Origin of the sequence: Sinomonas sp., assembly GCF_036848755.1 — a bacterium.
Lineage (GTDB): Bacteria > Actinomycetota > Actinomycetes > Actinomycetales > Micrococcaceae > Sinomonas.
In genome coordinates, this window is record NZ_DAIUJO010000105.1 from 1 (window position 1) to 13,233 (window position 13,233).

Consider the following 13,233-nt stretch of genomic DNA (forward strand, 5'->3'; position numbering starts at 1 on the left):
CCCGAGAGTGTCGGGGAGGGGAGTTTGTGTACCCGAGAGTGTCTGGGAGGGGAGTTGGTGTGCCCGAGAGTGTCTGGGAGGGGAGTTTGTGTACCCGAGACGGAGAGGGGGGCGTTACATCGTCGACGGCACGAACATGGGCAGGAAGCGGAAGAAGATCGAGGCAATCACCCCGATGTAGAGGACGGCGACAATGATCCACCCCCATTCTCCGAGCGCCTTCACGAGACCCGGCGGGGCTGGAATGGCCCCGCGCTGGAGGTTGCGGATCGTGGTCCAGACGAACATCGGGATCATCATGGCCCACACGATCATGCACAGCGGACACAGTATTCCGATCGCGTAGAGCGCCTGGCTCCACAGCCATACGACGAACACGAACCCGAGGGTCACGCCGATCTGCAGGCAGACCCAGTACCAGCGACGGAAGGCTGCGCCGGCGAAGATGCCCATCGCGGCCGTCAAGGTGATCGCGAACGCGACGATCCCGATGAACATGTTCGGGAAGCCGAAAAGGGAACTCTGCCACGTGCTCATGACCTGGCCACACGAGATCCACGGATTCACGTCGCACACGGTCACGAAGTTGGGGTTGGCCAGCTTCTGGAGCTTCTCGAGCACAAGCTCGCCGGACGCGAGCCACCCGACGATGCTCGTCACGAGGAGCAGCCATGCGAAGGGAATCCTCTTCGTCATGACTGGGCCGGTTTCGGCCGGAGTCGCAGTCTCGGTCTGGGCGGAGGCGGCGGCCTGCGTCATGACGATGGTTCCTTCCTGGGTGGCTTGCCCAGATTCTACGGCGCGCGTCTGACACCCAGCTGATTGGGGGGTGTGTGAGACAATGCAGTTGGCCGGACGTCGATCCACATTCGGCGGCCGGTCCGATGCACTGCCACGAAGACCGCCGGTCCAACGCCGGGCGCACGGGTGATTTGCCCATCTGCCGCCCGCTGGCTCCGGAGGCACCTTGTCGGCCGGATAGGCCGCGGGTCCCGGGCAGCATCGGCTCAAGTGGTCGGCGACGCCGCAGCCGCTCGGGTACCAGAGACGACTTCGTCGGCGCCTGCGGGTGCCGGCACGTGGTGCCGTTCGGGCGCCGGATGTGGCGGCGTTGCGGGCGGCTTGTGGAGTACGCACAAATGGACATCGAACAGCAGGCCCCAGAGGGTCCGGAACGTCCCATCGAAGAGGCTGCACCCGCGGCCAAGACGCGCCGGGCACCGCGCAGGGCCAAGGCCGCTGCGGGCAGCCCGAGCGAGCCGCCTGTGGGCGGTTCCCCTGAGCAGGCCGACGCGACTCAGGAGGCCGCGAACGACGCCGCAGGGCCCGGCGAGGCGGTTGACGCCCCGCAGGCAGAAGTCCCCCAGAAGCCCAAGAGGGCACCGCGCAGCCGGAAGAAGGCCGAGCCGCCAGCGACCGAGGCGGTGTCCGCAAGCGGAGCGCCTGGAGCCCCCGCCGCGGCCGAATCCGGGAGCCAGAGCACGGACGCTCCCGTCGAAGCCGCGCCCGCACCGAAGTCCCGCTCCCGCCGCACGTCGGCCCGGGCAGCAGCGGCCCACGCAGATTCGAAGTCGGCGTCCGCGACGCCGATGCTCCCGCTCCCAGACGACGGCGAGCAGGGCGAAGAGCCGACGGGCGGCTCCGGTTCGCGGGCCAAGAGCTCGGTGCGGGCGCGCCGTCGTGCTGTTGTCGCCGCCCAGGCGGCCCAGATCGCCGTGGAGGAGTCGGAGGCCCCGGACGAGGGGCCGGCCGCGGAGCTCGAACCTGCACCGGAGGAGCAGCCCGCTCCCCAAGCCAAGCGCCCCTCCCGTCGGCGGCCCAAGGCGGCCGCGGAGGAGCCCGCTGCCGAGGAAGAGGTGGCCTCCCCGGAGGCCGCTGAGGGATCCGAGGGGGAGCCCGAGCACACCCCGGAGGAGCCTGCTGCGATGGGCCCCCTCGCCGCGCTCTTCAGCGAGCCGCTCTCCCCGACGTCGATGATCTTCCAAGCCCCGGATCTGAGCATCGTCACGACGCGTTCCGCGGCGCCCTCGATGCCGATCGACGACGAGACCGAGGAAGACGAGGACGACGAGTCGGCAGGCTCGCGCCGCCGCCGTCGCAGCCGTGGCCGGCGAGGACGCGGCCGTCTCGAGGAGGGCTCAGAGGAGGCCGAGGAGGATTCGGAGGAGTCCCCCGACGAGCAGGAAGAAGTCACGTCCCGCCGCCGTCGCCGCCGCCGTCGGGGCGAGGCCGACCTCGAGCTCGAGGGCGGGTTGGACGACGATCCGCCCAACACTGTCACCCGTGTCCGGGCGCCCCGCACCCGCGCAGAGGTCACGAGCAACCGCGTCCAGAGCGTCAAGGGGTCCACGCGCCTCGAGGCCAAGAAGCAGCGCCGCCGGGAGTCCCGCGAGTCGGGCCGGCGCCGTCACGTGATCACGGAGGCGGAGTTCCTCGCCCGCCGCGAGTCGGTGGACCGCCAGATGGTCGTGCGGCAGAAGGAGGACCGCATCCAGATCGCGGTCCTCGAAGACGGCGTTCTGGCCGAGCACTTCGTGTCCAAGACGCAGCAGGATTCCCTCATCGGCAACGTGTACCTCGGCAAGGTGCAGAACGTGCTGCCCTCGATGGAGGCTGCGTTCGTCGACATCGGGCGCGGCCGAAACGCCGTGCTGTACGCGGGCGAGGTCAATTGGGACGCGGCTGGCCTCGAGGGCGCACCGCGCCGCATCGAGAACGCGCTCAAGTCGGGCGATTCGGTGCTCGTCCAGGTCACGAAGGACCCAGTGGGCCACAAGGGTGCGCGCCTTACGAGCCAGATCTCCCTGCCCGGTCGGTACCTCGTCTACGTGCCGGGCGGCTCGATGACGGGCATCTCGCGGAAGCTGCCCGACGTCGAGCGCAATCGGCTGAAGCGGATCCTGAAGGATCGTCTTCCCGCCGACGCGGGCGTGATTGTGCGCACCGCGGCCGAGGGGGCGAGCGAGGAAGAGCTGACCCACGACATCAACCGGCTGCGGGCCCAGTGGGAGGCCATCCAAGGCCAGGCGACGTCGACCAAGGTCCTCGCCCCGGAGCTCCTCTACGCGGAGCCGGATCTCACGATCAAGGTCGTGCGCGACGTGTTCAATGAGGACTTCTCGAAGCTCATCGTGAGCGGCGAGGAGGCCTGGGACACGATCGAGGCGTACGTGACGTACGTGGCGCCCGACCTTCTGGGGCGCCTCGAGAAGTACCAGGGCGAGGCGGACATCTTCGCCGAGTGGCGGATCGACGAGCAGATCCACAAGGCGCTCGACCGCAAGGTCTTCCTGCCGTCGGGCGGATCCCTCGTGATCGACCGCACCGAGGCGATGACGGTCATCGACGTCAACACCGGAAAGTTCACGGGCTCCGGGGGCAACCTCGAGGAGACGGTGACGAAGAACAACCTGGAGGCCGCGGAGGAGATCGTCCGCCAGCTGCGCCTTCGCGACATCGGCGGCATCATCGTCATCGACTTCATCGACATGGTGCTCGAGTCGAACCGAGACCTCGTGCTGCGGCGCCTCGTCGAGTGCCTCGGCCGGGACCGCACGAAGCACCAGGTTGCCGAGGTCACCTCGCTGGGCCTCGTGCAGATGACGCGCAAGCGGATGGGCACCGGCCTGCTCGAAGTGTTCAGCGAGACGTGCGAGGTGTGCGGCGGTCGCGGGGTCATCACCCACGAGGAGCCCGTCGAACGAGGGCGCGTGCAGGGCTCCACGTCGGAACATCAGCCGTTGCGCGGCGACGGCCAGCAGACGGCCGCCCGCCCCGAGCGGCGCCGCCGTCGCGGGCGCGGTCCGCAGGAGCAGGAGCCGGCCCCGGCCCCCGTGCATCATCACCCCGTCCCCGAGGTCGACGACGCCGAGCGGCAGGCGCGCGCTCAGGCGACGAGGGCGGCGCTCGCCGCGGTCGCTGCGGCGGCCCACGCTGCTCATGTGCACGACGACGAGAAGGCCCACCCGGAGGCGCACGAAGAGGCACCGCAGCTCGCACCGCAGCCGGGTCCGCAGCAGGAGCCCGCTCCCGCCCCTGCGGCCATCCCGCAGGTGGCCGTCCCGGTCCTCACGATCGGCGGTGAGCGCATCGAGCTCCCGGTCGGCGAGTCCGTACCGGTCCCGCCCCGGCCCGAACCGACCCTCAGCCTCGACGCGTTGAGCCATGCGTTCGACGAACTCACCGGCGAACGCCATTCGGGGGGCGAGGAACGCCACGGGCGTCGGCGCCGCAGCCGCGGGGCCCAGAGCGGTCAGGGATCGGCTGAGGTGACTCGCGTCGACGAGTCGGGGGGTGCGGTCGGCAGCCGCACGCGCACATCGGCGGCACAGCCTGCCCCGGTCCCTGAGAAGCCCGAAGGCGAGGGCCCGCTCATCCTGGGTGTCGGCGTCCCCGCCTCGGAGCTCTGAGCGGTGGCGCGGCGCATTCCCCGGGTCCTGAGCATTGCCGGCTCCGACCCCTCGGGCGGAGCCGGCATTCAGGCCGACCTCAAGAGCATTGCGGCGATGGGCGGCTATGGGATGGCGGCCATCACCGCGCTGACCGCCCAGAACACGCGGGGCGTCACGGGCGTCCACACGCCTCCGCCGGAGTTCCTGACGGCGCAGCTTGACGCGGTGTCCTCGGACATCGCCGTGGACGCCGTCAAGATCGGCATGCTCTCGGACACCTCCGTGATCCACGCTGTCGGGGAGTGGCTTGACCGGGCGCGCCCCGCCGTCGTCGTCCTTGACCCGGTGATGGTCGCCACGAGCGGGGACCGGCTCCTCGCGGACGACGCCGCGGCCGCCCTGCGCGGGCTCCTCGCCAAGGCGGATCTCGTCACGCCGAATCTTCCTGAGCTCGGGGTGCTCCTCGACGAGCCGACGGCGGCGACCTGGGCGGAGGCGCTCGCCCAAGGCGAGCGGCTCTCGGACCGCATCGGCGCCGTCGTCCTCGTGAAGGGCGGCCACCTGGGTGGGCCGGACTGCCCGGACGCACTCGTGGATGCGAGCGCGCCAGCAGGGCAGCGGGTCGTCGAGGTGGACGGAACGCGGGTGGATTCGCGCAACACCCACGGGACGGGGTGCTCGCTCTCGTCCGCGCTCGCCACGATGCAGGCCCGGACGGGGGACTGGGCGGCTTCGCTTCGCGTGGTCAAGGAGTGGCTGCTGGGCGCGATCGCGGCGTCGGACGAGCTAGAGGTCGGCGGCGGCCACGGGCCGGTGCACCACTTCCACCATGCCGAGGGGACGGTGCCTCTCGCCGAGGGCGAGTTCGCGGCCCGCATGTGGGATGGGACCGCCAAGGTCCGCGCCGAGATCGACGCGCTGCCGTTCGTGGCTCAGCTCGATGCCGGTTCGCTTCCCGAGGCCCAGTTCGCGTACTACCTCGCGCAGGACGCTCAGTACCTCAACGGCTTCTCGAGGGCCCTCGCTCGCGCGAGCGCTCTCGCGCCCACCGAGGAAGAGCAGGCGTTCTGGGCGAATTCGGCTCAGGTCTGCCTCGAAGTCGAGGCCGAGCTGCACCGCTCGTGGCTCTCCCGTCATCCGGTCCCGTCGGGTGGGACGTCTGTCCAAGGGCCGGTGACGAAGGCCTACCTCGACCACCTCATCGCTGCGTCCTCGGTGGGGAGCTATGCGGTGCTCGCTGCGTCTGTGCTCCCGTGCTACTGGATCTATGCGGTTGTCGGCGAGGACCTCCACCGGCGGCACGTCCAGCGCGCCGAAGCCGGAACGGCCTCCCCCGAGCATCCTTACGGGGCGTGGATCGAGACGTACGCCGACGAGGGCTTCGCCGAGGCGACGCGGCGGGCCATCAGCTTCGCAGACCGGGCCGGCCAGGCCGCGTCGGCAGGAGAGCGCGCGGCGATGATGGAGGCGTTCCGGCAGTCGACCGTGTACGAGCGCGACTTCTTCGACGCGCCGTCGAAGTTCGCCTGGGCGGAGAACCTCCCCGAAGTGGGCTAGACTTGAACAGCGTGCTTCCGGCACGGGCTCCTCACAGCAGGCCATGTGCCTCGCTGCGGGTGGTCATTTGCGGCCGGGTGGAGGACTGGCGTAGTCTAGATCCTCGGTGCTGACGCCTACACTTGGGTTTCGTTCCCAGGGAATCCCCTCGCGGGCTCACGGCAAGAAGCACAGTCGAGCGCTTCCAGGCCGCTGCAGGGCAGCAGTGTGGGGCGCCGCGCGCAAGAGCTTTCAGTAATAACGTCGAGAGAAGTGAGTTCCCAGTGGTGTACGCGATTGTCCGCGCCGGCGGCCGCCAGGAGAAGGTTTCCGTCGGAGACTTCGTGACCCTCAACCGCGTGGCCGGCGGTGCCGGCAGCACCATCGAGCTGCCCGCCCTCCTGCTGGTCGACGGCGAGAAGGTCACGTCCGATTCCGCCGAGCTGGCCAAGGTCAAGGTCACGGCTGAGGTCCTCGAGGACCTCCGTGGCCCGAAGATCGTCATCCAGAAGTACAAGAACAAGACGGGCTACAAGAAGCGCCAGGGCCACCGTCAGGATCTGACGAAGGTCAAGATCACCGGCATCACCGCCTGATCGCGATTCCCAATACTTCAGTAACCCCACAGATTCCAAGGTAGGCACAGCTCATGGCACACAAGAAGGGCGCAAGCTCCACCCGCAACGGCCGCGACTCGAACGCGCAGCGCCTCGGCGTCAAGCGCTTCGGCGGCCAGACCGTCAACGCCGGCGAGATCCTCGTGCGCCAGCGCGGCACGCACTTCCACCCGGGCAACGGCGTTGGCCGTGGCAAGGACGACACCCTCTTCGCCCTCGAGGCTGGCGCTGTGCAGTTCGGCACGCGCCGCGGCCGTCGTGTCGTGGACATCGTCGTCGCCCAGTAGTCTGGGCTGGCCCGGCGGATGCCGGGACCGCAGTTTTTATCACGGTGGAGCGGGCCAGTGGCCCGCTCCACCTGTTTTTTTGCCCATGCACCGTCCGGAAAGGGCGGTCGCGGGACGCCGGGGACGGCGTGCCCCGCGAACTAGAATCGGGGGAGACCCCGGCGTAAGGAGAATGGCGTGGCGAGCTTCGTCGACCGCGTGGTGCTGCACGTCTCGGGCGGGCACGGGGGACACGGCTGTGTTTCCGTCAAGCGTGAGAAGTTCAAGCCGCTCGGCGGTCCGGACGGCGGCAACGGCGGCAACGGCGGCGACGTCGTCCTGCGGGTCTCGACCCAGACGACGACGCTGCTTGACTACCACCATTCGCCCCATCGCCACGCTGAGAACGGCGGCCCCGGAATGGGTGACTGGCGTGCCGGCCATCGGGGGGAGACGCTCGTGCTTCCTGTGCCCGACGGGACGGTCGTGAAGTCGCGCGACGGCGTCGTCCTCGCCGATCTTGTGGGGGAGGGCGCGGAGTTCGTCGCCGCCGCGGGAGGCCAGGGCGGGCTGGGCAACGCGGCGCTTGCGACGGCGAAGCGAAAGGCCCCGGGCTTTGCCCTCCTCGGCATCGAGGGCGAGGAGCGGGACATCGTCCTCGAGCTCAAGTCGATCGCTGACGTCGCCCTCGTCGGCTTCCCCTCAGCCGGCAAGTCCAGTCTCATCGCGGCCATGTCTGCGGCCCGGCCGAAGATCGCCGACTACCCGTTCACGACCCTCGTGCCCAATCTGGGGGTCGTCCAGGCCGGCGACGTCCGCTTCACCATCGCCGACGTTCCCGGCCTCATCGAGGGAGCGAGCGAGGGCCGTGGGCTCGGCCACGACTTCCTGAGGCACGTCGAGCGGTGCGCCGCCATCGTGCACGTCCTCGACTGCGGCACGCTCGAGTCTGACCGCAACCCGGTCGACGATCTCGACATCATCGAGGGCGAACTCGCGAAGTACGACGTCGACATGAGCTTTGCGGGGCCCGATGGCGAGGTGGTCCCGCTCAACGAGAGGCCCCGGCTGGTGGCCCTCAACAAGGTTGACCTTCCGGACGGCAAGGCCATGGCGGAGATGGTCCGTGCCGAACTCGAGGGCCGCGGCTATCGCGTCTTCGAGGTTTCTGCGACCAGCCACGAGGGCCTCCGCGCCCTCGGCTTCGCGATGGCCGAGATCGTCCAGCGTGCCCGTGACGAGGTCAAGGCCGCGCCGCCGAAGGTGGCCCCCGCCGTCCTGCGCCCCCGCGCCGTCAACGAGAAGTCGTTCGCCATCCTCAAGGAGGAGCGCAACCTCGAGCCGCTGTTCCGCATCATCGGCGAGAAGCCCGAGCGTTGGGTCAAGCAGACGGACTTCACGAACGACGAGGCCGTCGGCTACCTGAGCGACAGGCTCAATCGGCTGGGTGTCGAGGACGAGCTCTTCAAGATCGGTGCGCGTGCCGGTGACACGGTGGTCATCGGTGAGGACGATGCCGTGGTCTTCGACTGGGAGCCGACGATGTCGGCCGGGGCCGAGCTCCTTGCCGGTCCCCGCGGAACCGATCTCCGGCTCAGCGACTGGTCGCGGCCCACGCGCGCCCAGAAGCGCGACGAGTTCGAGGACCGCAAGGCGGCCAAGGCCGCGGCGCGCGAGGAACTCGAGGCCGAACGGCGCGCTGGAATCTGGACGGAGTCGAGCCGTCGTAGGGAGTGGGCGCCGGATGTGAAGTCCGAGGAGAGCGATGACGACGGCGAGTTCTGAGCTCGGCGTCCGCGGCCGGGAGTGGCTGCCGGAGGCGCGGAGGATCGTCGTGAAGGTGGGCTCGTCGTCGCTCACGACGATTCGGGGCGGAATTTCGGAACAGTCCCTCGCGGCGCTCGTCGACACGCTCGCGGAGCGGGCCAACGAGGGAACCGAGATCGTTCTCGTCTCGTCGGGGGCCATCGCGGCGGGCCTCGCGCCCCTCGGACTCGCGAAGCGCCCGCGTGACCTCGCGACGCAGCAGGCGGCGGCGAGCGTCGGCCAGGGCCTGCTCATGGCGCGCTACACGCATGCGTTCGGCGCGCACGGCGTGACAGTGAGCCAGGTCCTGCTCACGGCCGACGACCTCGTGCGGCGCACGCAGTACAAGAACGCGCATCGCGCGCTCGAGAAGCTCCTGCACCTCGGCGTCGTGCCTGTCGTCAACGAGAACGACACCGTCGCAACCCACGAGATCCGTTTCGGCGACAACGATCGCCTAGCCGCCCTCGTGGCCCACCTCGTCCACGCGGACGCGCTCGTGCTCCTCTCCGACGTCGACTCCGTCTATACCGGACCACCGGCGGAAGGGGGCGTCCGCATCCCGCACGTGCGCGGAGCAGATGATCTCGACGGCGTCCGGATCGGCAGCTCCGGCGCCGCCGGTGTCGGCACGGGCGGCATGGCTACGAAGGTCGAGGCTGCAAGCATCGCGGCAAGCTCTGGCATTCCGGCGCTCGTGACGTCGACGGCGGCGGCGGGCCGTGCGCTGGCCGGCGAGGACGTCGGGACCTGGTTCAGCGTGAGCGGGCGGCGGAAGCCGGTGCGCCTCCTGTGGCTCGCGCACCTTGCAGCGACGAGGGGGACCCTGACGCTCGACGACGGCGCCGTCCGGGCGGTCGTGCAGCGTCACCGGTCGCTTCTGCCCGCCGGGATCACGGCGGTGGCGGGTGACTTCGAGGCGGGTGATCCGATCGAAATCGCCGACACGGCCGGGAATGTGGTCGCTCGGGGACTCGTGAACTTCTCGGCGGACGAGCTGCCGGACATGCTCGGGCGCTCCACCAAGGAGCTCGGCAGGGCGCTCGGTCCCGAATACGAGCGTGTGGTCGTTCACACCGATGACCTCGTGATCGTCTAGCTCGTTAGACTTGAAGGCATGACTGACACCGTCGCCCACCACGAGACCGCCCACGCCGCCGCGCAGGAAGCGGTCGCTCCGGCCGCCGCTCAGCCGGTCGGCGTCGAGGCCGCGGTCCTCGCCGTCGGCGATCGTGCCCGCGTCGCGTCGCGCGCCGTCGGCCGTGCGAACCGCGCGTGGAAGGACCGCGCGCTCCGGGCCATCGGGAGTGCGCTCAAGGAAAACGAGTCGCGCATCCTTGCGGCCAACGAGAAGGACCTCGAGGCCGGTCGTGAGAACGGGACCTCGAAGGCGCTCCTCGACCGTCTTGCCCTGAGCCCTGCTCGCATCGATGGGCTGGTTGCCGCTCTCGAGAACCTCGCGGGCCTCCCCGACCCGGTCGGCAACGTCGTGCGCGGGCAGACGCTCCCCAACGGGCTGCGGATGCGTCAGATCAACGTCCCGATGGGCGTCGTGGCCGCGATCTACGAGGCGCGCCCCAACGTCACGGTGGATATCGCCGGGCTGGCGCTCAAGAGCGGCAATGCCGTCATCCTTCGGGGCGGCAGCGCTGCCGCCAACACGAACCGTGAGCTCGTCGCGATTCTCCGCGACACGCTCGTCGAGGTCGGACTGCCCGCCGACGCCGTTCAGACCGTCGACGAGTACGGCCGCGCCGGTGCCGAGGTGCTCATGAAGGCCCGCGGCCGCGTCGACGTCCTGATCCCGCGCGGTGGCCGGGAGCTCATCCAGAACGTCGTCCTCAACTCCACCGTCCCGGTGATCGAGACCGGCGAGGGGAACGTGCACATCTTCGTCGACGAGTCTGCCGACGAGACGATGGCTGTCGAGATCCTGCTCAATGCCAAAACGCAGCGCCCGAGCGTGTGCAATACGGTCGAGACGCTCCTCGTGCATTCGAAGAGCACGGTGCTCCCGGCGCTCGCGCGCGCTCTCGCCGAACGCGGCGTGCGCCTGCACGTGGACGGGCGCTCGATGGACTCGCTGCCCGCCGGCGTCGAAGCTGTCGCGGCGACCGACGCGGACTGGGCCACCGAGTACATGGATCTCGACCTCGCCGTTGCAACCGTCGACTCGATCGACGAGGCGCTCGAACACATCAGGCGCTGGAGCACGGGGCACACCGAGGCGATCATCACGAACGACCTCCGCAATGCTGAGCGGTTCATCGCGGAGATCGACTCCGCCGCCGTCATCGTCAATGCCTCGACGCGCTTCACCGACGGCGGCGAACTGGGACTCGGTGCCGAAGTCGGCATCTCCACCCAGAAGCTGCACGCTCGGGGCCCGATGGGGCTGACCGAGCTCACTACCACCAAGTGGATCGTTCAGGGCGAGGGACAGGTTCGCGAGTGAGCCGTTCCCCGGACCTGCCGGGGTAGGATGATCGGAAGACTGATCACCGTGATCACAGGGATTTCGCAAGGCTCGGAGGAGTAACCATGCTGGCAACGCTCATGACCACCGCACTCACCGTGGGTGCAGAGGCCGCGGGGGATGAGACGAAGGCGCCGACGATCGCGCCGCCGTTCGTCATCGGCATCACGCTCTTTGCCTTCTTCGTCGTGCTGCTCTTCGTGACGCTCTCCTACACCAACCTCGGGCGTCGCCATGAGCCCACCGAAGAGCACGCCGACCCACACCGTCAGCACCCGAACAAGCACGACCGCCACCAGGGCGCCGCGAGCCACTGACCCCTTTGACGGAGCCAGCACAGGTGCCGGGAGGGCGGCGCATTCGCCTCGGAGTGATGGGTGGGACCTTCGACCCCATCCACCACGGGCACCTCGTCGCGGCGAGCGAGGTGGCGTCGAAGTTCGGCCTCGACGAAGTCGTCTTCGTGCCGACGGGTGAGCCGTGGCAGAAGTCGAGCCGCACGGTCAGCCTCGCCGAGCACCGCTATCTCATGACGGTGATCGCGACGGCGTCGAACCCGCGGTTCACGGTGAGCCGCGTCGACATCGAGCGGCCAGGGCCGACTTACACGATCGACACTCTGCGGGACCTCAGGGCGGAGAGGCCTGAGGCGGATCTGTACTTCATCACGGGTGCAGACGCTATGGCCCAGATCGTCGGCTGGAAGGACGTGGACGAGCTCTGGAGCCTCGCGCATTTCGTCGGAGTCACCCGGCCTGGGCATGAACTGCCGGATCTGGGGCGCGCGGAGGTGAGCCTGCTCGAGGTGCCTGCCATGGCTATCTCGTCGACGGATTGCCGCGCACGGGTCGCGTCCCACGAGCCGGTCTGGTATCTGGTGCCGGACGGCGTCGTCCAGTACATCGCGAAGTACGGCCTCTACCTCGATGACACGACCGCGAAGGCGGCGCGGGCTGACGGTGTGATCCACCTTGCCCCCGCCGAGACCCCACTACGCCGCGCAGGCGCCGCAGGAAGCGCGTCGGCGGCTTGGTGAATGAATCTATGAACAATGACGAGAAGCCCATCACGAGCCGACGCGAGCGGCGTCTGGCCCAAGCCGCGCGAGGGGACCAACCCCCCGCGCAGCTGACGCCTGCCCAAGCACGGGCGGAGTCCGAGGCCCGGGCAGAGGCCGAGGCCCGCGCCGCTGCGGAGGCCCGGGCCCGCGGCGTCCAGTCCCGCGGGACTCGGGGCGGGCAGGAAGGGTCTGGGGGCCTGGACGCGGGCGGCAGCCGTTCCCGCAGAGCCCTCGACGCGCCGGTCGACGCCGTTCGCAGTGAACGGAGCTCTCAGGCGCGAGCGCGGGATCGTGAGGCCCACCGCGTCATGCGCGAGCTGGCCGAGAAGGAGCAGGCGGCAAGGTTCCCGAGTCGGCGTGAGATCCGGGAGCAGGGTCAGGAGACCCCGTCGGTCCCCCCGGAGCGGCCGCAATCAGTTCAAGGGCCGGTGGCGCCCCCCATGCCACCGGTTGCACCGCAGACCCCGCCGACCTCCCACGAGGCGGTAGCTCCGCAGCGCCCGGCGTTGACGCCGTCGTCGGACATTCCGGCCGGTAGCCTTCCGGTGGTGCGTCCCGGGGCTCCTGAGCGGCAGCGCCCGGCGGCCGCGCCGTCGTCGTCCGCGCCTTTCCGTGAGCCCGTCCCGACCGCACCGTTCAAGATTCCGCAGAACCCTGCCGGCGAGCCCGTGCTCGGCCCGGAGACGGGATCGTTCCGCCGGCTGAGCCACGAGCAGATCGCCGCAGCGCGGGAACTCCTCCGTGCCCAGGCGAAGACCGAAGCGGAGGCACGGTCGCGTCCTCGCGGGAGTACTCCCGTGGATCCGGAGACCCGGAAGCAGCAGGTGGCCCAGGCCGAACGCGAGGCGGTCCTGAGCCGGCGGGCGCAGGCCCGGCAGCGACTCGCGGAGGAGACCAAGCGGGACACCGAGACGACCCGCAAGACGGCGCCGACGTCGGCGAACAATCTCGCGATGGTGACGCCGCTCGAATATGTGAAGGTCCCCGGGATCCCGCATCCTGTCATGAAGCCGCCGACGACGCATCATGTCCCGGTCGTGACGGATCGGACTCCTCGGCAGCGCGGAGCAGCTGGGATCGC

Annotated in this window: 10 protein-coding genes and 1 pseudogene; 10 read left to right on the forward strand and 1 reads right to left on the reverse strand. The window is 69.6% G+C overall.

What is annotated here, in order from left to right; translation table 11 throughout:
• Window positions 1-114 precede the first annotated feature (114 nt).
• On the reverse strand, window positions 115-759 hold the full coding sequence (locus V7053_RS14885; RefSeq protein ID WP_334173052.1) for a vitamin K epoxide reductase family protein: 645 nt from the start codon (window positions 757-759) through the stop codon (window positions 115-117).
• A 380-nt stretch (window positions 760-1,139) separates the two neighbouring features.
• Here V7053_RS14885 and V7053_RS14890 point away from each other — a divergent pair, with 380 nt between their 5' ends.
• The 10 genes and pseudogenes from V7053_RS14890 to V7053_RS14935 all read left to right on the forward strand — a co-directional run.
• Window positions 1,140-4,409, forward strand: coding sequence for an Rne/Rng family ribonuclease (locus V7053_RS14890; RefSeq protein WP_334173053.1), 3,270 nt, complete (start codon window positions 1,140-1,142; stop codon window positions 4,407-4,409).
• A gap of 3 nt (window positions 4,410-4,412) precedes the next feature.
• Window positions 4,413-5,948, forward strand: a complete 1,536-nt coding sequence (gene thiD, locus V7053_RS14895) for a bifunctional hydroxymethylpyrimidine kinase/phosphomethylpyrimidine kinase (RefSeq protein WP_334173054.1) — start codon at window positions 4,413-4,415, stop codon at window positions 5,946-5,948.
• A gap of 263 nt (window positions 5,949-6,211) precedes the next feature.
• Window positions 6,212-6,523 carry a 50S ribosomal protein L21 gene (gene rplU / locus V7053_RS14900; protein ID WP_043124956.1) on the forward strand — a complete coding sequence of 104 codons (312 nt, stop codon included), beginning with the start codon at window positions 6,212-6,214 and terminating at the stop codon, window positions 6,521-6,523.
• Between the two features lie 53 nt (window positions 6,524-6,576).
• Window positions 6,577-6,831 carry a 50S ribosomal protein L27 gene (gene rpmA, locus V7053_RS14905; RefSeq protein WP_043124953.1) on the forward strand — a complete coding sequence of 85 codons (255 nt, stop codon included), beginning with the start codon at window positions 6,577-6,579 and terminating at the stop codon, window positions 6,829-6,831.
• A 177-nt stretch (window positions 6,832-7,008) separates the two neighbouring features.
• Window positions 7,009-8,595: a GTPase ObgE gene (obgE, locus tag V7053_RS14910; RefSeq protein WP_334173055.1), complete on the forward strand. Its 1,587-nt coding sequence runs from the start codon at window positions 7,009-7,011 to the stop codon at window positions 8,593-8,595.
• Entirely contained in the window at window positions 8,576-9,715 is a 1,140-nt protein-coding gene (proB, locus tag V7053_RS14915; protein WP_334173056.1) for a glutamate 5-kinase, read from the forward strand. Before obgE ends, proB begins: the two co-directional genes overlap by 20 nt.
• Before the next feature lie 18 nt (window positions 9,716-9,733).
• Window positions 9,734-11,071: a glutamate-5-semialdehyde dehydrogenase gene (locus tag V7053_RS14920; protein ID WP_334173057.1), complete on the forward strand. Its 1,338-nt coding sequence runs from the start codon at window positions 9,734-9,736 to the stop codon at window positions 11,069-11,071.
• Between the two features lie 86 nt (window positions 11,072-11,157).
• Window positions 11,158-11,409, forward strand: a complete 252-nt coding sequence (locus V7053_RS14925) for a hypothetical protein (RefSeq protein ID WP_443022629.1) — start codon at window positions 11,158-11,160, stop codon at window positions 11,407-11,409.
• A 41-nt stretch (window positions 11,410-11,450) separates the two neighbouring features.
• Complete coding sequence (nadD, locus tag V7053_RS14930) at window positions 11,451-12,128, forward strand: nicotinate-nucleotide adenylyltransferase (RefSeq protein ID WP_334173059.1); 678 nt, start codon at window positions 11,451-11,453, stop codon at window positions 12,126-12,128.
• Window positions 12,129-12,700: 572 nt separating this feature from the next.
• Window positions 12,701-13,233, forward strand: a pseudogene (locus V7053_RS14935) (hypothetical protein); the annotation flags it as partial.

Bases quoted from the DNA above. Each gene is read 5' to 3' on its own strand.
- V7053_RS14885 (WP_334173052.1), bottom strand. From the start codon at position 759: ATGACGCAGGCCGCCGCCTCCGCCCAGACCGAGACTGCGACTCCGGCC.
- rpmA (WP_043124953.1), top strand. From the start codon at position 6,577: ATGGCACACAAGAAGGGCGCAAGCTCCACCCGCAACGGCCGCGACTCG.
- V7053_RS14925 (WP_443022629.1), top strand. From the start codon at position 11,158: ATGCTGGCAACGCTCATGACCACCGCACTCACCGTGGGTGCAGAGGCC.
- proB (WP_334173056.1), top strand. From the start codon at position 8,576: ATGACGACGGCGAGTTCTGAGCTCGGCGTCCGCGGCCGGGAGTGGCTG.
- V7053_RS14920 (WP_334173057.1), top strand. From the start codon at position 9,734: ATGACTGACACCGTCGCCCACCACGAGACCGCCCACGCCGCCGCGCAG.
- V7053_RS14890 (WP_334173053.1), top strand. From the start codon at position 1,140: ATGGACATCGAACAGCAGGCCCCAGAGGGTCCGGAACGTCCCATCGAA.